The sequence below is a fragment of the Ensifer sp. 38_S197 genome, from assembly GCF_056924495.1.
In genome coordinates this window covers 3,838,077-3,863,388 of the sequence record NZ_JBXOVZ010000002.1, presented here as the reverse complement: position 1 = coordinate 3,863,388, position 25,312 = coordinate 3,838,077, and the positions used below count along the sequence as shown (strand labels likewise).

General features: G+C 61.2%; 25 protein-coding genes and 1 tRNA gene. 10 read left to right on the top strand and 16 right to left on the bottom strand.

Features of this window, described 5'->3' with window-relative positions:
- Positions 1-5: 5 nt before the first annotated feature.
- The 5 genes from AC1Z3V_RS31760 to AC1Z3V_RS31740 are packed head-to-tail and all read left to right on the top strand — an operon-like array spanning position 6 to position 5,273.
- Positions 6-1,646 carry an ABC transporter substrate-binding protein gene (locus AC1Z3V_RS31760; RefSeq protein ID WP_483503994.1) on the top strand — a complete coding sequence of 547 codons (1,641 nt, stop codon included), beginning with the start codon at positions 6-8 and terminating at the stop codon, positions 1,644-1,646.
- Between the two features lie 60 nt (positions 1,647-1,706).
- Positions 1,707-2,750: an ABC transporter permease gene (locus AC1Z3V_RS31755; RefSeq protein WP_483504190.1), complete on the top strand. Its 1,044-nt coding sequence runs from the start codon at positions 1,707-1,709 to the stop codon at positions 2,748-2,750.
- A complete protein-coding gene (gene nikC, locus AC1Z3V_RS31750; protein ID WP_483503993.1) occupies positions 2,747-3,679 on the top strand; it encodes a nickel transporter permease in 933 nt (310 codons plus the stop codon). The genes AC1Z3V_RS31755 and nikC overlap by 4 nt, the downstream gene beginning before the upstream one ends.
- Positions 3,676-4,509 (top strand): ABC transporter ATP-binding protein, encoded by an 834-nt coding sequence (locus tag AC1Z3V_RS31745; protein ID WP_483503992.1) that lies wholly within the window; start codon positions 3,676-3,678, stop codon positions 4,507-4,509. Before nikC ends, AC1Z3V_RS31745 begins: the two co-directional genes overlap by 4 nt.
- On the top strand, positions 4,506-5,273 hold the full coding sequence (locus tag AC1Z3V_RS31740) for an ABC transporter ATP-binding protein (RefSeq protein WP_483503991.1): 768 nt from the start codon (positions 4,506-4,508) through the stop codon (positions 5,271-5,273). The genes AC1Z3V_RS31745 and AC1Z3V_RS31740 overlap by 4 nt, the downstream gene beginning before the upstream one ends.
- A gap of 77 nt (positions 5,274-5,350) precedes the next feature.
- On the opposite strand, the gene AC1Z3V_RS31735 is transcribed toward AC1Z3V_RS31740, so the two are convergent.
- The 11 genes from AC1Z3V_RS31735 to AC1Z3V_RS31685 form a co-directional block, all read right to left on the bottom strand.
- Positions 5,351-6,088, bottom strand: coding sequence for a glycosyltransferase family 2 protein (locus AC1Z3V_RS31735; protein WP_483503990.1), 738 nt, complete (start codon positions 6,086-6,088; stop codon positions 5,351-5,353).
- A 180-nt stretch (positions 6,089-6,268) separates the two neighbouring features.
- Complete coding sequence (locus AC1Z3V_RS31730; protein WP_483503989.1) at positions 6,269-7,501, bottom strand: class I SAM-dependent methyltransferase; 1,233 nt, start codon at positions 7,499-7,501, stop codon at positions 6,269-6,271.
- Between the two features lie 8 nt (positions 7,502-7,509).
- Positions 7,510-8,577, bottom strand: coding sequence for a CDP-glucose 4,6-dehydratase (gene rfbG / locus AC1Z3V_RS31725; RefSeq protein ID WP_483503988.1), 1,068 nt, complete (start codon positions 8,575-8,577; stop codon positions 7,510-7,512).
- Complete coding sequence (gene rfbF, locus AC1Z3V_RS31720) at positions 8,574-9,341, bottom strand: glucose-1-phosphate cytidylyltransferase (protein WP_429816442.1); 768 nt, start codon at positions 9,339-9,341, stop codon at positions 8,574-8,576. The genes rfbG and rfbF overlap by 4 nt, the downstream gene beginning before the upstream one ends.
- Before the next feature lie 316 nt (positions 9,342-9,657).
- Complete coding sequence (locus tag AC1Z3V_RS31715) at positions 9,658-10,770, bottom strand: DegT/DnrJ/EryC1/StrS family aminotransferase (RefSeq protein WP_483503987.1); 1,113 nt, start codon at positions 10,768-10,770, stop codon at positions 9,658-9,660.
- Between the two features lie 15 nt (positions 10,771-10,785).
- Positions 10,786-11,496: a metallophosphoesterase family protein gene (locus tag AC1Z3V_RS31710; protein ID WP_483503986.1), complete on the bottom strand. Its 711-nt coding sequence runs from the start codon at positions 11,494-11,496 to the stop codon at positions 10,786-10,788.
- Entirely contained in the window at positions 11,493-12,488 is a 996-nt protein-coding gene (locus AC1Z3V_RS31705) for an ATP-grasp domain-containing protein (protein WP_483503985.1), read from the bottom strand. The genes AC1Z3V_RS31710 and AC1Z3V_RS31705 overlap by 4 nt, the downstream gene beginning before the upstream one ends.
- Positions 12,488-13,360 carry an NAD-dependent epimerase/dehydratase family protein gene (locus tag AC1Z3V_RS31700; protein ID WP_483503984.1) on the bottom strand — a complete coding sequence of 291 codons (873 nt, stop codon included), beginning with the start codon at positions 13,358-13,360 and terminating at the stop codon, positions 12,488-12,490. The genes AC1Z3V_RS31705 and AC1Z3V_RS31700 overlap by 1 nt, the downstream gene beginning before the upstream one ends.
- On the bottom strand, positions 13,357-14,082 hold the full coding sequence (locus AC1Z3V_RS31695; RefSeq protein ID WP_173517526.1) for a class I SAM-dependent methyltransferase: 726 nt from the start codon (positions 14,080-14,082) through the stop codon (positions 13,357-13,359). The genes AC1Z3V_RS31700 and AC1Z3V_RS31695 overlap by 4 nt, the downstream gene beginning before the upstream one ends.
- Positions 14,079-14,792, bottom strand: a complete 714-nt coding sequence (locus AC1Z3V_RS31690) for a WbqC family protein (protein ID WP_483503983.1) — start codon at positions 14,790-14,792, stop codon at positions 14,079-14,081. Before AC1Z3V_RS31690 ends, AC1Z3V_RS31695 begins: the two co-directional genes overlap by 4 nt.
- A 58-nt stretch (positions 14,793-14,850) precedes the next feature.
- Positions 14,851-15,603: a cephalosporin hydroxylase family protein gene (locus tag AC1Z3V_RS31685; RefSeq protein WP_483503982.1), complete on the bottom strand. Its 753-nt coding sequence runs from the start codon at positions 15,601-15,603 to the stop codon at positions 14,851-14,853.
- 189 nt (positions 15,604-15,792) lie between these two features.
- On the opposite strand from AC1Z3V_RS31685, the gene rfbC reads away from it, so the two are divergent.
- The 5 genes from rfbC to AC1Z3V_RS31660 all read left to right on the top strand — a co-directional run bounded on the left by rfbC (position 15,793) and on the right by AC1Z3V_RS31660 (position 19,909).
- Positions 15,793-16,338, top strand: a complete 546-nt coding sequence (gene rfbC, locus AC1Z3V_RS31680; RefSeq protein WP_483503981.1) for a dTDP-4-dehydrorhamnose 3,5-epimerase — start codon at positions 15,793-15,795, stop codon at positions 16,336-16,338.
- Between the two features lie 88 nt (positions 16,339-16,426).
- Entirely contained in the window at positions 16,427-16,897 is a 471-nt protein-coding gene (locus tag AC1Z3V_RS31675; RefSeq protein WP_429816656.1) for an aminoacyl-tRNA deacylase, read from the top strand.
- A 544-nt stretch (positions 16,898-17,441) separates the two neighbouring features.
- The gene (locus tag AC1Z3V_RS31670; protein WP_483503980.1) at positions 17,442-18,119 is read left to right on the top strand and encodes a L,D-transpeptidase; all 678 of its coding nucleotides are present in this window, start codon (positions 17,442-17,444) and stop codon (positions 18,117-18,119) included.
- A complete protein-coding gene (locus AC1Z3V_RS31665) occupies positions 18,116-18,670 on the top strand; it encodes an OmpA family protein (RefSeq protein WP_429816420.1) in 555 nt (184 codons plus the stop codon). Before AC1Z3V_RS31670 ends, AC1Z3V_RS31665 begins: the two co-directional genes overlap by 4 nt.
- 411 nt (positions 18,671-19,081) lie before the next feature.
- Complete coding sequence (locus tag AC1Z3V_RS31660) at positions 19,082-19,909, top strand: ABC transporter permease (protein ID WP_429816417.1); 828 nt, start codon at positions 19,082-19,084, stop codon at positions 19,907-19,909.
- 32 nt (positions 19,910-19,941) lie between these two features.
- Here AC1Z3V_RS31660 and AC1Z3V_RS31655 read toward each other — a convergent pair whose 3' ends face one another.
- The 5 genes from AC1Z3V_RS31655 to AC1Z3V_RS31635 form a co-directional block, all read right to left on the bottom strand.
- Positions 19,942-20,952 carry an ABC transporter substrate-binding protein gene (locus AC1Z3V_RS31655; protein WP_483503979.1) on the bottom strand — a complete coding sequence of 337 codons (1,011 nt, stop codon included), beginning with the start codon at positions 20,950-20,952 and terminating at the stop codon, positions 19,942-19,944.
- A gap of 190 nt (positions 20,953-21,142) precedes the next feature.
- Complete coding sequence (locus AC1Z3V_RS31650; RefSeq protein WP_483503978.1) at positions 21,143-23,164, bottom strand: flagellin N-terminal helical domain-containing protein; 2,022 nt, start codon at positions 23,162-23,164, stop codon at positions 21,143-21,145.
- A 345-nt stretch (positions 23,165-23,509) separates the two neighbouring features.
- A complete protein-coding gene (locus tag AC1Z3V_RS31645) occupies positions 23,510-24,088 on the bottom strand; it encodes a hypothetical protein (RefSeq protein ID WP_483503977.1) in 579 nt (192 codons plus the stop codon).
- Between the two features lie 155 nt (positions 24,089-24,243).
- Positions 24,244-24,320 (bottom strand) — tRNA-Arg (locus AC1Z3V_RS31640).
- 198 nt (positions 24,321-24,518) lie between these two features.
- A complete protein-coding gene (locus AC1Z3V_RS31635) occupies positions 24,519-25,304 on the bottom strand; it encodes an ATP-binding cassette domain-containing protein (RefSeq protein WP_483503976.1) in 786 nt (261 codons plus the stop codon).
- Positions 25,305-25,312 lie beyond the last annotated feature (8 nt).

The following is a 25,312-nucleotide window of genomic DNA, read 5'->3' as shown; positions in this document are numbered from 1 at the left end:
CAAAAATGATGCACAAGCTCAACGGACGTTTTCGTCTTCTGACCGCTTCGGCGGCGCTGGCCATGGTCATGGCCGCGACCGCGCCGGCCTTCGCCGAAACGCCGAAGGACACGCTGGTCGAAGCCTTTGCGATCGACGACGTCATTTCCATGGATCCGGGCGAAGCCTTCGAGCTGACCGCCGCCGAAATCACCGGCAACACCTACAGCATGCTGGTGCGCCTCGACATCAACGATACCTCCAAGGTCGTCGGCGATCTCGCCGATAGCTGGACCGTGTCCGACGATGGCCTGACCTACACCTTCAAACTCAAGTCCGGCCTGAAGTTTGCCTCCGGCAATCCAGTGACCGCTGAGGACGTCGCATGGTCGTTCGAACGCGCCGTGAAGCTCGACAAGAGCCCGGCCTTCATCCTTACCCAGTTCGGCCTTACCGGCGACAACGTGACGGAAAAGGCGAAGGCTACGGACGAACAGACCTTCGTCTTCACCGTTGACCAGCCCTATGCGCCGAGCTTCGTCTTGAACTGCCTGACGGCGACCGTTGCCGCCGTGCTCGACAAGAAGCTCGTTCTCGAACACGCCAAGGCTGTAACCCCAAGCGACGATTTCAAGTACGACAACGACTTCGGTAACGAATGGCTGAAGACCGGCTATGCCGGCTCCGGTCCGTTCAAACTGCGCGAATGGCGCGCCAACGAGGTCATCGTTCTCGAGCGCAACGGCAATTATTATGGCGAACAGGCAAAGCTCGCCCGCGTCATCTATCGCCACATGAAGGAAAGCTCCGGCCAGCGCCTGGCGCTTGAAGCCGGCGATATCGACGTTGCCCGCAACCTCGAGCCCGGCGATCTCGATGCCGTCTCGAAGAACGCGGATCTGGCCGCCACCAGTGCGCCCAAGGGCACGGTCTACTACATCAGCCTCAACCAGAAGAACGCGAACCTTGCCAAGCCCGAGGTACGCGAGGCCTTCAAGTATCTGGTCGACTATGATGCGCTCGGCTCGACGATCATCAAGGGAATCGGCGAAATCCACCAGAGCTTCCTGCCGAAGGGCGTGCTCGGTGCTCTCGACGAAAACCCCTACAAGCTCGACGTCGCCAAGGCGAAGGAACTGCTCGCAAAGGCCGGCCTGGCCGACGGCTTCACCGTCACCATGGACGTTCGCAACGGCCAGCCGGTCACCGGCATTGCCGAATCCTTCCAGCAGACGCTCGGCCAAGCCGGCGTGAAGCTCGAAATCATCCCCGGCGACGGCAAGCAGACGCTGACGAAGTATCGTGCCCGTAACCACGACATGTACATCGGTCAGTGGGGCATGGATTACTTCGATCCGAACTCCAACGCGGAAACTTTCACCAGCAACCCGGACAATTCGGACGAGGGCAAGAACAAGACGCTTGCCTGGCGCAATGCCTGGGACGTTCCGGAGCTGACGAAGAAGACCAAGGAAGCGCTGCTCGAGCGTGACAGTGCCAAGCGTGCCGAGACCTACAAGGAACTGCAGAAGACGGTGCTCAACGAAAGCCCCTTCGTCATCATCTTCCAGCAGACCGAAGTCGCCGGCTACCGCGGCAACGTCAAAGGCCTGAAGCTCGGTCCGAGCTTCGACACCAACTTCGTTGCCGGTATCACAAAAGAATAAGCCGTCTCGAAGGAGTAAACCGAAAGGATCGTTCCCTTGAGCATGAGCGGAACAGGGACCGTGGACGGGCGCAAACGCGCCCGTCCCGGCAAGATCGCGGCAGCCGTGCTGCGCTTTTTCGTCGTCGTCGTCACGACCTATCTCGGTCTTCTGGCCGTCACCTTCTTCATCGGCCGGGTGATCCCGATCGACCCGGTTCTCGCCGTCCTCGGCGACCGGGCGCCGACGCACGTCGTCGAAAGGACGCGCGAGGCGATGGGGCTGAACCTGCCCCTCTACCAACAGTTCTTCATCTATGTCCGCCAGGCGCTGACCGGTGATTTCGGCGTTTCGGTGCTGACGACCAATCCGGTCATGACCGACATTCGCCGTGTGTTTCCCGCGACGATGGAGCTTGCGACGCTCGGTACGCTCATCGGCGCGCTGATCGGCGTGCCGCTCGGAGTGCTTGCCGCCGTGAAGCGCGGCAGCATCGCCGACCAGATCGTGCGCGTCATCGGCCTCGTCGGCTATTCCGTGCCGATCTTCTGGCTGGCGCTCCTGTCGCTGCTGGTCTTCTATGCGCGGCTGAAGTGGGTCGCCTATCCGGGCCGTATCGACATCGTGTTCGAATACACCTTCACGCCCATCACCGGCTTTTATCTGCTGGATTCGCTCTGGCAGCGGCAGTGGGACGTCTTTTGGGACGTGTTCCGCCACATCATCCTGCCGGCCTCGCTGCTCGGCTATTTCTCGCTTGCCTATATCAGCCGCATGACGCGCAGCTTCATGCTCAACGAGCTGCAGCAGGAGTACATTGTCGCGGCACGCGCCAAGGGATTGTCCGAGACCCGGATCATCTGGGGGCATGCGCTTCGAAACGCGGCGGTGCCGCTCGTGACCGTGATTGCGCTCTCCTATGCCGGCCTGCTCGAAGGCTCGGTGCTGACCGAAACCGTCTTCGCCTGGCCGGGCCTCGGCCTTTACATCACCAACTCGCTGCAGAACGCCGACATGAACGCCGTCCTCGGTGGCACCATCGTCATCGGCTCGGTCTTCATCGGTATCAATCTGCTGTCCGATCTTCTCTACCGGACACTCGACCCGAGGACGCGTCAGCGATGAGCACCATTACCGAAACACGTCCGATGACGCGCCGCGAATGGCTGTTGTCCGATCGCCCGCAGTCGCGCACCCAGGCCCGTCTCGGCCGCGCCTACATGACCTGGCAGCGCTTTGCCGCCAACAGGCTCGCCGTTCTCGGCCTCGTCATCCTGTTGGCGCTGGTCTTTGTTGCGGCCTTCGCCGATTTCCTGGCGCCGCATTCCCCCTATCTCGGCGATCTCGCCAATGCCCGGCTGCTGCCGCCCGGAAGCCCCGGCTACCTGCTCGGCACCGACGATCTCGGCCGCGACATCCTCTCGCGGCTGATCCACGGGTCGCGGCTGACGCTCGCCGTCGTGTTGCTCGTTGCAATCATCGCGGCACCCATTGGCCTGATCGTCGGCGCGGTCGCCGGCTATGCGGGCGGTTGGGTCGATGCGGTGCTGATGCGTATCACCGACATCTTCCTGGCCTTCCCTAAGCTGGTCCTGGCGCTCGCTTTCGTCGCGGCACTCGGCCCGGGCATCGAGAATGCCGTCATCGCGATCGCTATCACCTCCTGGCCACCCTATGCGCGTATCGCTCGCGCCGAGACATTGACGGTGCGCAACTCCGACTATATTGCCGCGGTGCAACTGATGGGCGCGTCGCCCGTTCGCATCGTCTTCCGTCACGTGATGCCGATGTGCATGTCGTCGCTGATCGTGCGCGTCACGCTCGACATGGCCGGCATCATCCTGACCGCGGCGGGCCTCGGCTTCCTCGGCCTCGGCGCACAGCCGCCGCTGCCGGAATGGGGCGCGATGATTGCTTCGGGCCGGCGCTTCATCCTCGACCAATGGTGGGTGGCGACCATGCCCGGCATCGCGATCCTGATCGTCAGCCTCGGCTTCAACCTTCTTGGCGACGGCCTGCGCGATGCCCTCGATCCCCGGGAGAGCGGCCAATGAGTGCGCTTCTGACCGTTGAAGACCTCAAGGTTTCGTTCCCGACCCGCACCGGCCTCGTTGAGGCCGTGCGCGGCGTCTCCTTCACGCTCGGCCGCGAACGCCTCGGCATCGTCGGCGAAAGCGGTTCCGGCAAGTCGCAAACGGGCCGCGCCATCATGGGGCTGACGCCTGGTCATGCGCAGGTAACGGCCAAGCAGTTGTCCTTTGACGGCACCGATCTGCTCTCCGCATCGCCGAAGGTCCGCCGGGATCTCAGGGGCAAGCGCATCGCCATGATCCTGCAGGACCCGAAGTACTCGCTGAACCCGGTCATGAGCATCGGCCGGCAGATCGTCGAGACGCTCAGGCAGCACGAAAACGTCAGCCGGGCGGAAGCCCGGGAGCGGGCGCTCGACATGCTCGCGGCCGTGCAGATTCGCGATCCGAGGCGCGTCTACGATCTCTATCCGCACGAGGTTTCGGGCGGCATGGGGCAGCGTGCGATGATCGCCATGATGCTGGTTGCGGGGCCGGAGCTCCTGATTGCCGACGAACCGACATCGGCGCTCGACGTGACGGTACAGCTCGAAGTGCTTGGTATCCTCGACAAGCTGGTTGCCGAGCGCGGCATGGGTCTGATCTTCGTGTCGCACGACCTGCGCCTGGTCTCGTCCTTCTGCGACCGGGTGATCGTCATGTATGCCGGCAGGATCGTCGAGGAACTGGCAGCCTCCGAACTTGCCAACGCCAAGCATCCCTATACCCAGGGGCTGCTGAACTGCATGCCGGCGATCGGGTCCGATCGTCATCCCCTGCCGGTTCTCGACCGCAAGCCGGAGTGGGCTCAATGACATCAGCCGTTTCCGTTTCCAACCTCTCCGTCACTTATGACGACTTCAAGGCGCTGAACGACGTCAGCGTCGAGATCGCGCCGGGCGAATCCTTCGGGCTCGTCGGAGAATCCGGCTCGGGCAAGTCGACGCTGCTGCGGGCAATCGCCGGTCTGGCACCCGTCACGGGCGGCTCTATCCGAGTCCATGACCGCGTTCTGCGTGGGGCAAAGCGCGACAAGGCCTTCTATCGCGCCGTGCAGATGGTCTTCCAGGATCCCTACGGTTCGCTGCACCCGCGCCAGACGATCGACCGGCAATTGCTGGAACCCCTGGCGATCCACGGCGTGGCCGACGGCGAACGCCGCATTCTGAAGGCGCTTGACGAGGTCGGTCTCGGATCCGGGTTCCGGTTCCGCTATCCGCATCAGCTCTCGGGTGGCCAGCGTCAGCGCGTTGCGATCGCCCGCGCGCTGATCCTCGAGCCATCGATCCTGTTGCTCGACGAGCCGACCTCGGCCCTCGACGCCTCGGTTCAGGCCGAGGTCCTGAACCTGCTGGAACAGGTCAGGCGCAACCACAAGCTCACCTTTATCATGGTCAGCCACGACCTCGGCGTCGTCACCCATATGTGCGACCGGCTGGCGGTCATGCAGGGTGGACGTGTCGTGGAGCGCCTGTCCTCGGCGGATCTCGTCGCCGGGCGGATCGGCGAGGACTACACGCGCAGCCTGATGGTGGCGAGCAAGGGCTTCCAGCGCAAGGACGCTGCAGCGACTGCGTGACGAGACCGCGACAAGCGGGGCAGCCGTCCCGCTTGTATGCTGTTTGTCGCAAGGAACGGCGCCTAAGTCCGGTCCATTTAAGCGCTTTGCCGCCAGACCGAGGTCGAGTCGGTGATCACCTTTTGGATGCGGCGCTGCTCACGCCATTCTCGTCCCATGTCCTTGATGACAGGGCGCGCCTCGGGCGAGAAGATATAGTTGCGGGAGCGGGCGACGTAGGCTTCCATTGCCGGGTTCACGCCCGAATAGAACTGCTTCTCCGGATCGCGGGAGAGATCCATCAGGCCGGCGCAGTGCCGCGCAAACCCGCCACGCAGGATCGACGGAGACGTCGTGAATTTCGGGAAGGTGCGGAAGAGTGGGACCTTGATCCCGAGCAGATGCGCATACTCGTTTCGCCGATGGAAATGACCCTTGCGTCGGATGTCCCAATTCTGGTCCGCCGTATGGAACGACACCTGGGTGACTGCCTGATCGGCGAAGGGCGCCAGCAATTCCTCGCCCATGTCCCTCAAGGCAATCCAATCGTCTTCGAGATGAAAGACATAGTCGCCGCTCGCCGACGACCAGAGTCTCGCGACGGCCGCGCAGAAGCCGGGGCTTTCCGGCTGGAAGACGACCCCGTCGGGGAAGTGGCTGCGGAAGATCTCGACGCAGGCGCCGTGATCGTCCGTCGATCCGAAGATCGGGTCAAGATTGAGAAAGGCGCCGCGCAGCTCGAGTCTGAGAAAGATCTTTTCCCGGAAGCTCGCCAGCGTCTGGGCGAGCAGATCCGGTCGCCGGGTGGCGACAAGGCATAGGTCAATAGTGGACATTGCACCTCCTTGGGGTGCTGATTTGCAACTGTTGGAACCCACGCCGTCGCCGAATTTCAATCCGAAGACGTCAAATTTGGGGCAAACCAACCCAAGGCGATAAACGTTATGGATTTTCGCTGCCCGGTGTACTGTCCGGGCGGAAGGACGTCCATGTTTTCTCCGCCCGGCGCCGGGAAATCAGAAGATTTTCAGCTCCGGAATTGCAACGACGAATTGGCCGCCCCAAGCCCGGATCGCGGCATTGTCGGCGACGATTTCGTCCGTGAGATTCCACGGCAGGATCACGAGATAATCGGGCTTCGCAACCTGCAGATGGGCCGGTGCGTGCACCGGAATGTGGGTGCCCGGCAAGAGCTTGCCCTGCTTCAAGTCATTGCGGTCGACTGCGAAGGCAATGTCGCCCGGCTTCACGCCGCAGACATTGAGAAAGGTGTTTCCCTTGGCCGCGGCGCCATAGGCGGCCACGGTCTTGCCTTCGGCCTTGGCACGCGCCAGGAATTCCTGAAACCCTCTGCAGACGGCGGCGATCCGGTCGTCGAAGGCGGCATAGGTTTCCATCCGCATCAGGCCGGCAGCAGCTTCCTTCTCGCGCACGGCCGCGAGCCTTTCGGTCGCTTCACGCTTACCCGAGGCAAGCTGGGCAAAGACGCGCAGCGAGCCGCCGTGGGTGGTGAGTTCCTCGACGTCGAACACCTTCAGCCCGGAGCTTTCGAAGATGCGTTCGACGGCAGCCAGGGACAGGTAGGAATAGTGCTCGTGGTAGATCGTGTCGAACTGTATGCCTTCCATGAGGCGCAGCAGGTGCGGGAACTCGAACGTCGCCACGCCATCGGGCTTCAGCAGGATCGCGAAGCCGCCGACGAAATCGGCGATATCCGGCACATGCGCCAGCACGTTGTTGGCCGCCGTCAAATCAGCGCGGATGCCGCGGTTGACGAGGGCAGTCGCAGTTTCCCGGCCGAAGAAGGCGACCTCGGTCGGAACCTTGCGTTCCTCAGCGATGCGCGCCGCATTGGCAGCGGGCTCGACGCCGAGAACGGGTACGCCCTTGGCAACGAAATATTGCAGCAGGTAGCCGTCGTTCGAGGCGATTTCGACGACCTGCGACGTGCTGTTAAGCCCGAAGCGCTCGGTCATGGCGTCGGCGTAACGGCGTGCGTGTTCCAGCCAGCTCGTCGAGAACGAGGAGAGGTAGGCGTAGCCGTCGGTGAAGATCTCGTCGGCCGGCACGGTTTCCGTCGTCTGCACCAGCAGGCATTCGGAGCAGACCATCGCCTTCAGCGGAAACGAGCGTTCGCGCGCGATCGCTTCTTCGGTCGGCTCCAGGAACGAATTCGACCAGGGGGTCGATCCCAGGTCGGCGACGACAGTCGCGAGCGGCGTCGAGCAGAAACGGCAGTTGTGGGACATCGAAGTCGTTAGCCTCTCATGAATGCGTCGATTTGGCCGAGCGTCAGGTCGCGGGCGGAGCCGCCGCGACGCCAGCCGTCATACCAGTGCGCGGTCCAGGCGATCGCCTGATCCTGCGAGAGCCTGGCGGTCCAGGACAAGGTCTTCAGCGCGAGTGCGGGATCGAGGCCGAGCGCCTGCATCTCGCGGGGTTGATCCTCCGACGAGCTGTCGCGCCATTGCGCCGGCAGGCCCATGGCGGCCTGGATCGCGCCGGCGACATCGCGCACGGGAATCTGCCGTTCTGCCGGGGAGGGGCCGAAATTCAGCGCCGCAGCATCGGTTCGGCCCTCGTGCAGTGCTTCGGCATAGACGAAATAGCCGTTGAGGCAATCGAGTACATGCTGCCAGGGCCGCGTCGCCATCGGGCTGCGGATATCGAGCATCTCGCCCGACAGTGCGGCACGGACGATGTCGGGGACAAGTCGGTCGACCGAGAAGTCTCCACCGCCCAGCACGTTACCGCCGCGGGCGGTCGCTACCCGGATGCCGCGTTCGCGCAGGAACGAATCCCGCCAGGTCGAAACGACCAGCTCGCAAGCGGCCTTCGAGCCGGAATAGGGGTCATGGCCGCCGAGCACGGCCTCCTCCGGAAAATGCCGGCCGCTTTCGTCGTTGCGGTAGACCTTGTCGGTGGTCACGACGACGATCGTCTTCAGAGCGGGCGCCGCGCGTGCGGCCTCCAGCAGTCGCACGGTTCCCATGACGTTGACGTCGAAGGTTTCGGCCGGTGTCCGATAGCTTTCGCGCACCAGCGGCTGCGCCGCCATATGCAGGACGATTTCCGGGTCGAACTGTCGCATGGCCGTCGCGAGCGTATCGCCGTCGCGGATATCGCTCAGATGTTCGTCGGCGGTTTCGCCGGGCCCGAGCAGCGCGTGCAGGGACGGCTCAGCGGCAGGCGGCAAGGCGTAGCCGGCAACGCGAGCACCCATTCGCGCCAGCCAGAGCCGCGCCCAGCTTCCCTTGAAACCGGTGTGCCCCGTCAGAAGCACGCGCTTGCCGGCCCAGAAGGCGGGATTGGCCAGCCGGCTCATGACCAGACTTTCCAGGGTGCCGAGCCGTTTTGCCAGAGCTCTTCGAGCTGGTTCTTGTCGCGCAATGTGTCCATCGGTCGCCAGAAGCCGTCATGCGGGAAGGCCATCAACTGACCATCGCGGGCCAGGCCTTCGAGCGGCGTTGTTTCGAACGAGGTGTGGTCACCCTCGATGCGATCGAGCACGGCCCTGTTGAGGACGAAGAAGCCGCCATTGATGCGGTTGTTGTCGCCGGCGGGCTTCTCGATGAAACTTTGAACGCGTCCGTCGCTGACGGCGAGCGCGCCGTAACGGCCCGGCGGAACCACACTGGTCACGGTCGCTTCGCGGCCGTGGCTGCGATGGAAATCGGTAAGCGCCTTGATGTCGATGTCGGCAACGCCATCGCCATAGGTGAGGCAGAAAGTATCCCCCAGATGATCGGCGACGCGCTTCAGGCGCCCGCCGGTCATGGAATCCGTGCCGGTGTCGACGAGCGTCACGCGCCACGGCTCGGCCTTGTTGGAATGAAAGAGCGTCTCGCCGGTCGCCATGTCATAGGTGACGTCGGAAGAATGCAGGATGTAGTTGGAGAAGTATTCCTTGATCATATAGCCGCGGTAGCCGAGGCAGATCACGAAATCCGAGAAGCCATAGTGGCTGTAGATCTTCATGATATGCCAGAGGATCGGCCGCCCGCCGATTTCGATCATCGGCTTGGGTCTCAGATGGCTCTCTTCCGAGATGCGCGTGCCGTAACCACCGGCAAGTATGACGACTTTCATGCAGCTACCTCATAGTGACGCGCGTTCGGCGCGCGACGCATTCCTCCCATCGAGATAACCCATGCTACCTTGCGCGTGGATCGCTCGTGCGATGTGGACAATCCAGGCGGTCGAATATCACGGCCGGAACGCGGTTTTCGGGGCGGGCGCACGGTTCTTTGCACGATTTGCCGGCTCAATCAATTGCCGGGACGGACAGGGAACGGCGCTGGCAGGTATCGGGCTGCCGACACATGACGGCGCGGATCTCATCGCTGCGTGCCTCGCGCTCGGGCAGAAGTTCCGGTTCGCCTTGTCGCTTCTCTGGTTTCGCCCATCAATGCGCGACGCAGTCGCGCAACACCTGCACGACCCGGCCGATCTCTTCGGTCGTCATGTCGTGATAGCTCGGCAGATTGATCGCCCGACCGGGGAGGTCATAGGCGACGGTGTTTTCCGGCACGCCTTCGAAGGGTGGCAGCGAGCTCAGCGGCCAGAAGAAGACGCGGGCGTCGATGTTCTCAGCGGCGAAAGCGCCCTGCAGTTTTTCGCGCGTGACGTCGGTTTCCGGCGCGAAAACGACCGTCGGCATCCAGAAGCCGTTCTTCGTATTCGCCGGTTCCGGGTTCATGGAAATGGCGTTCACGCCCGCGAGTTGTTCCTGATAGGCGTAGAAGATCTCGCGCTTGCGCTCGACCAGTTCGTTCACGCGTTCGATCTGGGCGAGACCCACGGCCGCCTGCAGGTTCGACATCTTGTATTTGAAACCGACCTCGTCCGGCCAGAACTGTTTCTTCTGTCCGCGCGCCCGGCCGTGGTTGGAAAGAGTCAGCACCTTTTCGTAGAGCTTGCTGTCACTGGTGACGAACATGCCGCCTTCGCCCGTCGTCACGGTCTTGGTGCCATGGAACGAAAATGCACCGAAGGCGCCGAGCGAGCCGGCCTTGCGTCCGCGCCATTCCGATCCGAGTGCTTCGGCTGCGTCTTCGACAACGGGAATGTTGTGCCGCGCGCCGATCGCGAGCAGGCGGTCCATGTCGCAGAGATTGCCGTAGATGTGCACGGCCATGATCGCCTTGGTCTTCGGGGTGATTGCCGCTGCCGCTTTCTCGGGATCGATGCACCAGCTGTCGGGCAGCACGTCGACAAAAACGGGCTTTGCTCCGAGGTGGACGATCGGGGCGGCGGATGCGGTCCAGTTCGTGTCGGCGAGAATGACTTCATCACCCGGCCCGACGCCGAGGGCGGCAAGGCCCATGTGCAACGCGCCGGTGCAGCTTGATGTCGAGATCGCATGGGTGACGCCGAGATGAGCGGCAAAGGCGGCCTCGAAGCGGTTGATGTAGTCGTAGCAGCGCTCGCCCCAGCCGTTCGCGGCTGCGTCGGTGGCATAGGCGACTTCGCGTTCGGTGATTGAGGGCTTGGTGTAGAGAATACGAGGTTTCGTCATGTGGGCTGCCTGTGCTCAAGCCGATCGGTCGTTGGTTGCCTCTGCGGCAACGATCTTGTCAATCCGGCCGCCGATCTGCGCGCCGAGATAGAGGTTCTCGTAATAGCGGTCCGGGAAGCCGGCCTGCCGCATATGATAGGCCGTCCTGTCGATATCATAGGCGATACGATGGAGCTCGATACCTGCCTCGGAAAGCGTCGCGAAAGCGGCGCGCGGGTCGCCGTCGCGCGGTTGCCCGACCGAGCCCGGATTGCAGAAAGACTTGCCACCGATCTCCAGACGAACCTGCACATGGGTGTGCCCGGCGAAAAGCCGTTCGCACCCGTCGGGAAAATGCGCCTCCGAGATCCTGTAGAGATATTCGTCAACCGGATCCTGCCAGCTGCCATGGACGAAGTAGGTCGATCCGTCGATGACATAGGATCGCGATCCGGCGAGCCAGGCGCGTTGATCGGCCGAGATGATGCCTCTCTGGTACTCGATGATGTCGTTGACCATCTTCGATCGCGGGCAGCCTTCACCGCTGACGATGTAATGGTCGTGATTGCCCAGGATATTCGCAATGCCGCGTGCTTTCAGCGCGTCGATGCACTCGCCCGGTTGGGCGTAGTATCCGACGACGTCACCAAGCGAAAGGACCGAGCTGCAGCCGAGTTCATCGATGCGCGCGAGCACTGCCTCCAGGGCAGGAAGATTGCCGTGAATGTCGGAAATGATGGCGATCATAGGACGACCAGATCTTCTGAGTAGCGCCAGGCACGGCCGGTTTTGATCTCCGGTGCCTCGGGATTTTTTCCGTATACGTAATAGTCGAGGGCCATCGCCGCCTCGTTGTAGCCGAAGGCTGCACGCAGTGACGTGCTGCTCGAGAAGCGGGGATTGATTTCGAGCAGGTAGGGTGTCGTGCCCTCTAGCCGGAACTGATAGTTCGTCGGCCCGAGCGGCTTGAAGTGTTCGGCAAGTTGCTGAACCGCTTTGGTGATAACGGGAGCATCGACGACCTCGGCATATTGCGTGTTGCCGGCGACCGACAATCTCCGCCGGAAGACGATCGGCGGCAGCATCGTGCCGTCGCCGAGGCCGAATGCGCCGACGGTGTATTCTTGATCGTCCGTGCCGACACGTTTTTGAATGAGGAAATCGTCGGCGCTCTTGTGCGTCCAGTAGTCGAAATCCGCCTTGTCACGAAGCAGCACGATGCCGCGTGAGCCATTTCCGCGGCGGGGCTTCAAGAGCAATGGCAAGGGGCCCAGTTCGCGTTCGCAGTCGGCCAGATTGCGGTTGAGCGTGCTCGGGATTGCCGGAAGTCCGGCCTGCAACAGCGCCGTCCCCATGTCCCATTTGTCCTGAGCGAGGGCAATCAGATGGGCCGTGTTCAACGCTATCCGTGTCGCTATCGTGTCGAACAGAGCGCGGTGTTCGTTGAAAAACAGAACATCGTGCTCCAGGCCAGGCAGCACCACCGCGACGTCTTCGCGCTGCAGCAGATCCAGCCAGAAATCGAGATACTCCGGTGAAGCCTCGTCGCAGGCCGGCTTGGCGACGAAATGGTCGCACCAATGCCGGCCGATGCCATCGGCGTCGCGATCGACGCCGACGATGCGGATCGGGCTATCCAGCTTTCGCAGCGATGCGGCGATACCTTGGCCGATGATCGCGCCGACTGCCGTTACGACAACCGTGATCGTCCGCTGCGGCTGCTTATCGGCTGTGTCCATCATTTCACGTCCATTGGTCCGAAAGCGCCGGCCGTACCGGCATCCCGGATGCCGCTGATGCCTTCGTACATGGTGATCAAGGAGAGCTTCCCCAACGTCGCCAGCGTCTCCTCCGCAGCGGGGGTGTCAACAGGCCGGAAGGGCGTCTTTTCCGGTGCGACTTCGACCGCTCCGCCTCGGCCGAACACGGCATAGGCGATATCGGCGATATCACGGTAGCTCAAGGGGGAGGGGTTAACTGCCGCATGGACACCCGACAGCCCTTTTTCCGCCGCACGTATCATCAGATCTGCGGCATCGCGTACATGGAGGAAATTTTGAGAACCCCGCGAACCCGGCATCCGGATGGTTGCACCGCGAGAGGCGTAGGCGATGATCCGGCCGAACCACGGTTGATGGGCGCAGCAGCGACCCTCGGTATCGTACAGTTGTGACAGTCGAAGACTGCAGAAGAGCTTGCCCTGCTTGTGCAACTGCCAGTTCAACATCCGCTCGGCCAGAGCTTTGGTGAGCCCGTAGGATGTGAACCTGTCTCGGTTCAGGTCCTCATAGGACCAGATCGAGCCGGCATAGACCAAGGCTCTTGCATTCAGCCGAAGGACGAGTTCGGCAACGCCCAGGGAACTCGTGGTGTTCGTTGCGTAGTTCTGCCTTAGGCCGGCGTCGCTATCGTCGCCAAAGCTCGAGGCGCAATGGAAGACGATATCGGCGGACGCGCCGGAGGTGCCGGCGGGAGCGCCTTCCAGGTCAAAGAAGAGATCGTCTTCGGACGAGCGCCCGACGCTTAGCGTTTCAACGCCGCACGCCTGAAGCTGTGCAACCACATGACTGCCAAGCATCGATCGTGCGCCGATGACGGCCGCCTTCTTCATGTCGGCTCGGCTTCCATCAACAGACCGACGCATAGATCCGGGAATTCGATGCCGACCTGCAGCATGGCCTGCAAATTGGCCTGGAAGTCGGGAAGTGTCTGTAGCACCGGTAGCGGCAGCGGTTTCAGGTAGATGCCTTCCTCATGCACGACCCGGAACCCATGGTTTTGCAACTCGCTGCGGAACGTGTCGCGGCAGTATTGGCGCTTGTGTCCAAGGGCGAGATCGTTGGCGTTCAGGCTGTAGATGTCATCGATCTTGCCGAGTTCCAGGCCGAGCCGACGGTTCAGGGACTTTGCATTTGGCACGGCAGCAAACAGCCGGCCGCCGGGCTTGAGGAAGCGCTTGAAGCGATCCAGCACGTAGCCGGGATCGTCCACATGCTCGAGGATGAAGCCCATCACGATGACGTCAAAGCGCTCGTCGGTGTCGAAGTTCTCGAAATAGGAGAAGACGATTTCGCCGGCGAAATCGGGGCTCTTCTCCTTGAAGAGGTCGATCACCAGCTGCGATCCTTCGACGATCACATGACGCTCGCAAACCGCATTGAAGAGATGCGGGGTGTAGCCGTGGCCGATGCCGAGATCCAGCAATGAATGGCAGGACCCGAAGCGCTTGACCACACGCTGCGGATACCAGTTGAGGATCAGGTCGTTTTCAATCGCAGTCGGCGCATTCGGAAGGTATTCCGATGCGACGGCATCCAGATTCTCGGAGGTCATTGCGTAAATTCCTTCCAATCAATCGCTCCCGACCGCACGACACTTGCACCTTCCGGCCCGCAATTGGCAACAAGATCCAGCCCGGTGACATAAGGGGTGAACTCGCCATAGAGTTGCGGATAGGGGGTAAGCTCGTAGCTCATGTAGCGCACATTGACGCCGTTGCGCTCGAAGAGTTCGTGGTCGAGATAGTTTTTTGCCCCGTGGCCCGTGACATAGATGGTCCCGTCGAGCCGGGTGACGATATCGTAAAGCCGCTGGCTACCCGAGCCGCCGATGCCGAGCGCGCGCGCGTTCAAGAATTCCGGGGCCGGGAGATCGAAATAGCGCACGAGCTCGAGGATCGAATGACGGGCAAGCTCGGCCAATGTCGGTGCATTCCGATTAAAGACCTTGTCCACGATCTTCAGCATGTCGTCGCGGAATGGGGCCTTCTGGTAGGCGTGCTGCAGGATCTTTCGGTGCTTGCTTCGCCAGTCCTCCCGGTCATCGATGACCACCTCGTCGATCAGGTCGCCCTGGTGATGATCCCGCAACGGAACCGTGATCCAATTCCGACCGCCGCTGGTCTTCACCTGCACCCTATTGAAGAAGCCCCGGGCAAATTGAACGTCGTCGTAGTGCACGAAGACATCCGCCAGGCGGACTTGTTCGAGCAGCCCAACCCAAGGGAAATACATAGATTGCGAGACAACGATGGTGCGGTCCATGAGCTGTTCGTTCGTTACCTTGCCGTGGTGATGGTTTCCTTGGCCCTGGTTGCCGGCGTTAGGCGCCGACGCATTTCAGATAGCCGCGCGGCGAGCTTGAAAGCACAAGCTTGCCGTTCAAAACCTCGTCGGCCTCAAAGCGGGTCGTCTCTGCCATGTAAGCCGTGAGCGCCGCGTAGGGCTCGTCGCCGGCGCGCCAGATTTTCGAGCGCTTGGTGGGGGTCTGCGATGCGTCGGCCCAGCCGAGAACCGTATCCGCCACGACCATGTACTGGCCTTCGGTGACGAGCGGGCCGTAGGCGCGCAATTCGTCCAGCACGTGGTCGCGGCTGTGATCGCTGTCGAGCACGACCATGACCGAAGCGCCCTCCGGGATTTCGGCCTTCACCTTCGCCAGCGTTTCGGCCGTCGTCGACGGGCCTTCGATCAGCGTGATGCGCGAGGACATCGGGTGCTTTTCGATCGAGGCGCGATTGTGGGCGCGGATGTCGATGTCGACGCCGATGACCTTGCCCTTGCCGATCAGTTGCAGCATCGCGGCCATGAAGATCACCGAACCGCCGCGGGCGACGCCCGTTTCGATGATGACGTCCGGCTTGGCGTTCCAGATGACTTCCTGGGTTGCCATGACATCGGCCGGCATCTGGATGATCGGCACGCCCATGAACGACCAGAGGTAGGAATAGTCATATTTGTCGAGCGTCACCAGCGTGTCGAGAGACTGGCGAAAGGCGTCGTCGTCCTTGCCGAGCGCGAGCGACATTTCCTTCTTGTGAGCCTCGAATGCGAGACGATCGTCTGCTACTGCCATAACTGCTGATACCCTTTTCGGATACAATCCACCAATACGCCGGAGGTCGCGATTCGCGGTCTGGCAACCTCGTCGATTCGTAATCGCTTTCCTGTGAACGCTTTCATGTCGGCAATTGCAAATACGGTCAAGGCCGGTTTCTTAAGGGGGGAAAAGAGGGGGCGTCTCGCTCGCTCGTGGAAGTTTCAAATGTCGCGCTTCAACCGAGTTCCTACACCCCTCGCGGGTCTCATTGTCGTCGAACGTCAGCGCTTTGGCGATGATCGCGGCTTCTTTTCACGCTTCTTCTGCCGCGAGGAACTCGCCGATTTTGGCGCAGACGGTTCGATCGCGCAGATCAATCACACATTGACGCAGGCGGCAGGCACGGTTCGCGGCATGCATTTCCAGCGGGCGCCGCACGACGAGACGAAGTTTGTCTCTTGTCTCGCCGGCACGGTCTTCGATGTTGCCGTCGACATGCGGCCGGACTCCCCGACTTACCTCCAATGGCATGGCGAAGTGCTGAGCGCAGAAAACGGGAGGTCGATGATGATCCCCGGGGGGTTCGCGCATGGATTCCAGACGCTTTCCGCCGACTGCGAGCTGATCTACCTGCACGACAAGCCCTATGCGCCGCAGGCCGAGGGCGGGCTCAATGCCCTGGATCCAAGGCTGGGGATCGCCTGGCCCTTGCCGGTCGCGCAGATGTCGACACGCGACCAGGCCTTCCCCATGTTCAGGGCCGAGTGCTGACTGCCGCACGCTGACCGTCGTTGACTTCATGGTGGATGGGTGGACAATGACCTTTCCGCGCCACCACGAGAGAGAAGGGGTGTCGACGATGACGATCGCCAGAAAACTTCAGGACTATATCGATGGTGCGGGTGTCGCCTATGACACCGTCGCCCATCACCGGACAGCCACCACCAGCCAGACGGCGAGAGCGGCACATGTACCCGGCAGCAGGCTTGCCAAATCCGTGGTCGTCCACCACGAGATGGGCTATGTGCTCGCCGTTGTGCCGAGCACGCACCGGGTTGAACTCTCCACCTTGCAGGACGTGATGGACCGGCGCCTCGGTCTCGCTTCGGAGGAGGAGGTCTGCAACCTCTTCGCCGATTGCGATATCGGCGCGGTGCCGCCCATCGGTTCAGCCTATGACGTGCCGGTGTTGCTCGACGAAAGTCTGGGCGACGTAAACGACGTCTACTTCGAGGGCGGCGACCACAAAACGCTGGTGCACATGAGCGGATCGAACTTCCGCAACCTGATGAAGGGTGCGCAGATCGCCCGCTTCAGCCACCCGGCGTAATGGCCGCTCAATGGCGAATTTGCCAAACCGGCGGTTCGCCGGGGCAATGGTTGCGCGCGACTTTCGCCTGGCCCTAAGGTGATAGCCGACCGGTGGTCGGGCTCTGGCGCTCGGATACAACCTCGGGCTTTGCCAAAGCGGCGGCAGGGGCAACTCGCGTGGCCATCGAGCCCGTGATTGGCGGCCGTTGGCTCGGTCCCACAAAGCCGCGACGGCTATCTTCGCCTAAAGGTAATCACCCAATGTCGTGAAATTCGACAATAACCGGCGTGCCGTTATTGCGAATACTGAGTAGAGCCAATCGACCCCGGCGCATTCGCAAGCGTCACGTGCCGCTGTTGCTCACGGGAGGAGCGCTCCGGTGATGAATCTCATGTTCTAACCTGCGGAACATGCAAAAACGTCCGCTGGTCTGCGGCTATCGGCAAAACAATCCTTGCGAAACAGTCACCGAAAGAATCGGTATCCGATAAATTTCCGTTGTGACAAATGAAAAATCTGATTTACTGCACCTCGCTGCTTGGCTTTTCGGGGGATATTGCCGATGGAGTGCACCCGCAGGGATATTATGCTTGGTGGTTTGGCGCTGCTCGGCGCCGGCGCGGTTCAGAGACCGGCCTTTGCCGCAGCGACGTCCTATTTTTCCGACCCGGCAGTCGACAATGGCGTGACCTATCGAAGCACGAATTTCGCCAAGATCGACAGGAAATGGCAGCGCCAGGTTGTCAAGTATTTCAGCAGCGAGCCGATCGGCACCGTCGTCGTCGATACCAGGCACCATTTTCTCTACCTGATCATGGAGAACAAGACGGCCATCCGCTATGGCGTCGGCGTCGGGCGCGAGGGCTTCAAATGGTATGGCCGCGCCACGATCGACCGCAAATCGCTCTGGCCGCGCTGGACCCCGCCGCCGGAGATGCGTGAGCGTCACCCCGAACTGCCCGAGTTCGTCGAGGGCGGTTCGCCGAAGAACCCGCTCGGCCCGCGCGCCATGTACCTGCTTCGCGATGGCGTCGATACCGGCTATCGCTTCCACGGTACGCTGGAGCCAGGCAGCATCGGCAAGGATGCTTCCAGCGGTTGCATCCGCATGTTCAACGAGGATGCGATCGATCTTTATCAGCGATGCCCGATCGGCACCGCCGTGCAGGTCCTGCCGCATATCGCCGACAAGGCCCCCGAGGTCAGCCAAGCAACCCCGGTCGCAACTCCGGTCGAATGAGGAATATCACCCTGATGCCCGCTATGCCCGGATATACGAGGCTGCTTTCTGTTGCGGCCATTTTGCTGACGCTGACCGCCTGCAGCACCACCGAGATTGCCGCGGTCGAAGAACCGTCCGTGGCGCCGATGACCGGACAGACCGACGATCCGGCGCCCGGCTTCGAAACTGTCGCCGCTGGCAGCGAAGAGGATTTCATCCTCAATGTCGGCCGACGGACCTACTTCACGCAGGACTCGGCCACGCTCGATTCCGTCGCCAAGGCAACGTTGGACAAGCAGGCCATCTGGCTCAACAGCAATCCGCGCTGGCTCGTCAAGCTGCAGGGCTTTTCCGACGATTCCGGTTCCGCGTCGAAGATGGCGACCCTGTCGCAGCAACGCGCCGATGCGGTCATGGCCTATCTCAGCTCGAAAGGCGTGGACCCGAACCGCATGTGGGCCAAGGGCTACGGCAACGATCGCGAGGTTCGCGACTGCACGGAGCGCTCCTGCAAGGTGCAGAACCGCCGCGTCGTCTCCAATCTACGCACCGAGCGCGACGCGATCTGATCGCACGTCGCCTGCACGTCTTTCGGAGAGCGCAAGCGGATTTCAGCCGTTGCGCTTCTCGCAAGGAGGACGACCTCTCATCGCGAGTTCGTGACATAGTGGTGGACCCGTCCTTGCTGAACGGGAGCTGCCTGCGACCAGACCACCATCCACTGCCCGCCTCTGCATTCGTCGGTATTCATGTGGCCCCGGAAAATTACTTCGAGTTGCGCGCGGCAGCGGATGACCGCGCAGTCTCCCTGCCTCCGGGCGGCGACAATGTCCCGAACCGGGGTCCGATCTTCCAGAACATCGAGGCTGCAAGTTTCGTGTGTCACATTCGCCGGTGACGCCGATCCATGGTTTTCCTGCAAGCCACGCGAAATCAATCCCCGCTATGCCGCATAGAAACGTTGCACACGAGGGACGTTCTTGGCCACCGCAGACACCCGAATATCCCGCGTCGGACAAACGCTCATCAACATAGCCTTGCGTGCCGCAGTCCCTGCTTTTGGCTTCCTCGCAATGATTGCTCTATGGGCGGCGGGTGTGACGCTATCGGGGGTTCCTCCGTATATTCTTCCGGGCCCGTTGACGGTGGCCGCGACGATGATCGGCGATTGGCACATCTTGGGACCGGCGCTTTGGGCGACGACAAAAACGACGCTGCTTGCCCTGCTTTTCGCCCTGTTCGGCGGATGGGGCATCGCCGTGTCACTGGCGCAGGCACGGTGGATGGAAGCGTTTTTTGCTCCGCTTGCCGTGGCGATCCAGGTGACGCCTATCGTCGCGATTGCACCGCTGATCGCCATCTACGCGCCGACCCCGCTTGTGGCGCAATTGATCTGCGCGTTCATTGTCGCCTTCTTCCCGATCATGCTGAGCACATTGCAGGGGCTGAAAAGTGCCGAGCGCCATCACGCCGACTTGCTCCGCACCTATGGCGCGTCCCGGTGGCAGACATTTCGCTATCTGCAAATTCCTTCCGCCCTGCCGGGCATTTTCGGGGGCGTCAAAATCGGCGCAGGCCTTGCGTTGGTCGGGGCCGTCGTCGCGGAATTTTCCGTAGGACAGGCGGGTGAGCATGCTGGCTTGGCCTTCCGGCTGTTGGAAGCACAAAGCCGACTGTTCACGCCCCGTGTCTTTGCGGCGCTGGTGCTGCTTGCAGGACTCGGGGCCTTGCTTTTTTCCGCGACGGCATTTCTCTCATGGCTAGTTCTTCGGCGCTGGCATGAGAGCGAACGCGCCTCGAAGGGCTAAGGCTGGCAATAGGTTCGGCCGTCGCAGAAGGTTCATCTTTTCAGGTTCAGCCCGACGCCCTTGCAGGAAAAGCGTGTATCGAATGCCCGGGTGTAATCGGTGTCGGCCTTGAGCAGCTTCACCTTTACCAGTTCGTCGGCAAGCTGCTTGTAGCGTTCTGCGGTGAGGCAACCGATGCCCTTGTCCAGCGCATCGCCGCTATCGACGATCCCGTACTGCCTGATCTTCTCGATGGCATATTCGATCTGGCCATCCGTCATCTCGGGGTTGGTGGCCTTGATCAGCGCGTTGGCCGCCGCGTTGTCCCCATAGAGATAGTTGTACCAGCCCTCGATCGAAGCATCGACAAATCGCTGCACGAGATCGGGATTGCCGTCGACGAGGCTTTGCGGCACGGTGATCGTCGTCGCGTAGGGCTTGTAGCCGCTGTCAGCGAGAAGAAAGATCTTCGGTTCCGTGCCGGTCTGCTTTCGCACTTCATAGGGCTCGGCGGTGATCAGTCCCTGTTGGGCCGATTGTCTGTTGGCGAGAAACGGCGCGGGGCTGAAATTATAGGGCTTGAATTGCCCGTCTTGGAAACCGCCGAAGTTGGCCTTCATCCATTCGAAATACGCTCCGAACCCGCCCTGCGTCATGTAGATCGTTTCGAGCTTGGCCAGATCCTGGAATGTCTCGATGCCGCTGTCTGGATGAGCCAAAATGACCTGCGCGTTCTTCTGATAAAACGCTGCGACATCGATAAGGGGAATGCCCTGTTCGATGCCGACGAGTTGCTCCTGCTGGGTTCCGAGATAGAAATCGAGCTTGCCCGCCAACAGCAAGGCACGGTTCTGCGCTCCCGGCCCGCCCTGCAAGATTTCGACATCGAGGCCGTATCTGGCATATGTGCCATCAGCGACCGCCTGATAGAAGCCGCCATGATCGGCCTCGGCGAGCCAGTCGGTGCCGAAGCGGACCTTGTCGAGCGAATAGGCGGGGGAGGCGGCCGAGATTGCTGCGAGTGCAATCATTGCCGCCTTGCCGGAAGCGGTATGCGTGATCATGGGACGTTCCTGATGGGGAGATATGAAACGCAGGGGATTGTCGCTCTTGGTTACTGCCCAGATTCGACCCAGCGGCTCGAAAAGCTGCATCATTTTTCCCCTGCGTCAGCATGCTGCTATATATCTGCCATTCTCTACGGGCTCTCAACATTCCGGCGGCATGGCGTCGCCGGAAATCCTGCGCCCGCTCTCATTTGAACAGCATCATGATGTTGCCGGCGTCGGAATTCGCGATCTGCAGGGCTTGAATGGCAAGCTGCTGTTGCGCCTGAAGGGCTTTGAGCCGGGTTGATGCTTCGTTCATATCGGCGTCGACGAGGCGGCCAATGCCCTTGTCGAGGGTGTGCACAAGGGTTTGCGTAAAGTTGGTCTGCATATCGATGCGGGTCTTGGCCGAGCCGAGCGTGCTTGCGGCGGACGTAACCTTCTGCAACATGACGTTGAGCCCGGACATGTAGTTGTCGAGGCTGTTTGCGGGACCTGTGATATCCACATCGGCTATATCAAAATCGGCAATGGGGCCGATGTTGTCTTTGACCTTGTCGATGGCGATGATCGAACGCGTTCCTTTCTGGGGGTGCATGTTCGGATCGGTATCCAGAACGACATTGCCCGCGTTGGCGCTGACTTTGACTCCATGGTTGGCCAGCGCTGCATTGAGAACCTGTGCCATCTGCGGGGCCGTGTTGATGAAACCATCTGTGGTACCGAGTGTGGCATCGACCAGATTGCGGTCGATGCTGATCTGCTCGACGGTGTTGTTCACCTTCAACTCGAACTGAAATGCGACCTCGCGATAAATTCTGAACGGCGATGTGAATGCAAACTGCGTTTTGGCATGGTCGCCAATGTTGGCACTCGCGACACCTGCTGTCGTTGTGGGGGCGCTGGCAAGTCCAGTTGCGCCGGCCGGCGAGCGGGTAATGCCGCTGATCCCGACGCTGGCCCCGCTCGACACTCCAGAGGTCTGGAACTGCAGGCTGGCCCCGATTATGGTTACGGCGACATTGCTGTTGATCCCGGCAGCGGAAAACGCCTGCGTCAGAACCGCCGCATAGTCGGCCGCGCTGGTAATCGTGCCCGTGGAAACGCCGAGCGTCGAATTGATCAAGGCTTCATCGACCGTCAGCGTCTGCGAAATCACGCCATCCACATCGATATGAAGGCTGACGGCTTCACCTGCGGCGAGCGTAACAGGCAAACCCGTCGTCTGCCATGTCTGCGTGGTGGAGGAAATAAATCCTGTTGCTCCATTCGGGCTACGCGCTACGCTCCCGACCGTAACGCTGGCTTCCGTGCTGCCCGAAGTCTCCTGGCTGCGGAATTGCAGATTGGAGCCGACCGCGTTGACGGTGACATTGTTATCAACCCCTGCTGCGACCAACGCTTGCGCCACGACCGCCCTATAATCGGCCGCGCTGCCGATCGAGCCGGTGGAGACACCGAGCACCGAATCGATGAGGGACTTATCGATGACGAGCGTCCGGGAGATCGCCCCATCGACATTGATGTCCAAGGTTATCGTGTCGCCGCTCGCAAGCGTGATGGGCAGACCTGTCAGCTGCCGTGTCTGAGTTCCTGGCAGTCCGGCATCGCTGAGCAAAGCTGAGCGGAATCCGCCGATATCGCCCAGGCTGCGAATATCTCTCTGTAACGCGCCGCCGCCGCCGACATTGAATAGACTGACATCCGCGAGATTGACCTCGGTCGTGCCGACTTGCACCAGGCCGTCGGCGGACCTGATGAACGACGAGGTGAGGCTCGTCGGCAATGAAGACAGCTCCCACAGGTTTTGCGGCGCATCGGTCTTCAGCCAGTTGACACCGTTGAAGCTTGCCGAGGAGGCCGTCGACAGAAGTTGCTGCTTGAGTTGATCCAGTTCCTTCTGGACCTTCGTCTTGTCAACGCCAGGTTCTTTCGCAGCAACTAGCTTCGCCTGAAACTCGCTGAGAATATGCACCGTCGTATCGAGGCCGGCATAGCTGACATCGATCTTCGCCGCTCCGAGGCCAAGGGCATCGGTAACGGCGGAAATGGCCATGTTATCGGAGCGCATGGTGGTGGAGATCGACCAATAGGCGGCGTTGTCCGTCGCCGTCTGCACGCGCAAGCCAGAGCTGATTTGGTCCTGTGTCCGTGAGAGCTCGCTTCCGACGCTGCGAAGAGTCTGCAACGCGGCCATAGCGGCCGTATTCGTCAAAATGCTGGTCATGTTAAAAGGCCCGTGAGCACAGGCTAACCCCCGGACCTCGAGACCAGTCCGGCACAAAGAGTTAGCAATGGTGGGAACACTTTTAACGGTTAACCACTGGGGTGCCCGCCATCATGGCGAGACCGTCACCCTAAAAACCAGGTAGCTGGGTGGTTTAGGGTTGCTCGGCGGGATGCTCATTCCGCAATCCAGCCGAACACTTTCGTTAACGTTTTTGCAACAGGATAGGTTAACAAAAGGTTAACGGCGCCGCCGCCCGGATACCAATTTTAAACGAATCATCCCTGTATCGGGAATAATGCTCGAAGCTAGGACACCATCCGGCGCCAGCATCAGCGCTATAGCCTATCGTGGGGGACGTGCGAATTGCGGTATGACGGTCGCGACGAGTTCGAACTCCGTTTCGAAGTCAGCTACAAGCTGAACGAATTTCGTCTCAACTTCGTCGGTGTCGCGGATATCGTTCACAGCGACGGAGTTTTTCCGCAGGAAGCGCGAATAGAGGCGCCCTTCGTCGGAAGCCTCGGCTGGGAAATGGACGCGTTCCAGCTCTTTCACATATGCTGCCGCGGTGATCGCCTCGATGATGCCTTTGCGGGCTTGATGATTTGAGATCGGGCCAACTTCGGCATTCAGTTTGAGGTATCCCTTGACACCATCGTCGCCTGCCCGGACTTCGACCCAAGCGATGAGCGGATAGCCTGCCCACCAATTTTGGCAACCGGGCCAGGCAATCCCGGTCCTTTCGAATTCCTCGTGCCATCGTACGGGCAGAAAGCTCACGAGGTGCTTCTGCAGCCCAAAACAGACGAACCTGCTGTTGCCGATCCTGATCAATTTTCCGCGCTCGGGATTGTCGCCAAACAATCGACCGATGGCGGGGCCGAACCCCGTGTCGGTGCTGCGTTCCGCGATGAGCCCCATCACCTTCCTATGATCCCGATAAAACTGGCGTGCCAGTCTTTGCATTTCGGAAGGGTCCTTACTCAAGTCGCTCAGTTCCTCAGGACTATCGAAATGATGGATCGATCATTGCAATCCAAGGATGATTGGTAAGTCAATTATTTCAAGGAGAAAAGTGGCGCACCCGACAGGATTCGAACCTGTGACCTTTGGAATCGGAATCCAACACTCTATCCAGCTGAGCTACGGGTGCATCCGTTGGCGGCAGGGCCGCCGAAGCAGGCTGTGAAGCGGTTCATAGCTTAGCTTTAGCGCCGCATCAATGGTGAAAAGGCGGAGTTCGCAGGGGAATTTGCCGTTGTTGGTGAAAATGCAACTGCTTGCCCTGCCTCTGCCGGTCGGCAAATGGTGTCTGGCGGCGGGCCATTGAGGCGCGCCGCCGAGGATTGCTTCAGGCCATCTGCATGGCGCCGGGGCCGGGGATCGCCTTCGGCGGCACCTTGCCCATGATGATCATGCCGAGCACTTCATCCTTGGTGACGTCCTCGGTGCGGGCCTGGCCGACGACCTGGCCGTTCTTCATCACTGACACGCGGTCGGCGAGGTCGAAGACGTCGTGAATGTCGTGGCTGATCAGGAAGATGCCGATGCCTTCGCGCTTCAACTGCTTGATGAGGTCGCCGACCTGGGCGGTTTCCTGGGGCCCGAGGGCTGCCGTCGGCTCGTCCATGATCAGGATGCGGGCGTCGAAGAGGATCGCGCGCGCGATCGCCACCGATTGCCGCTGGCCGCCGGAGAGTGCCTTCACCGGTTCCTTGAAGCGTTGGAAGTTGGGATTGAGGCGTCCCATGACTTCGCGGGCCTTCGCCTCCATCGCCACGTCGTCAAGCGTGCCCCAGGGGGTCCTGAGCTCTCGGCCGAGATAGAGATTGGCGGCGGCGTCGACATTGTCGGCGACAGCGAGCGTCTGGTAGATCGTCTCGATGCCGTATTTCTTGGCGTCGCGCGGGTTGTTGATGTCGGCGGGCTCGCCATTGATCAGGATTTCGCCGGCATCGCGCTTGTAGGCGCCGGAGAGGATCTTGATCAGGGTCGACTTGCCGGCGCCGTTGTGGCCGAGCAGGGCCACGACCTCCCCGGGGTAGAGATCGACGGAAGCGTTGTCCACGGCATGGATGCCGCCAAAGGAGATGGAGATGTTCTTCATTTCCACGAGCGGAGTGCGTTGGTCTTTCATGGATCGTA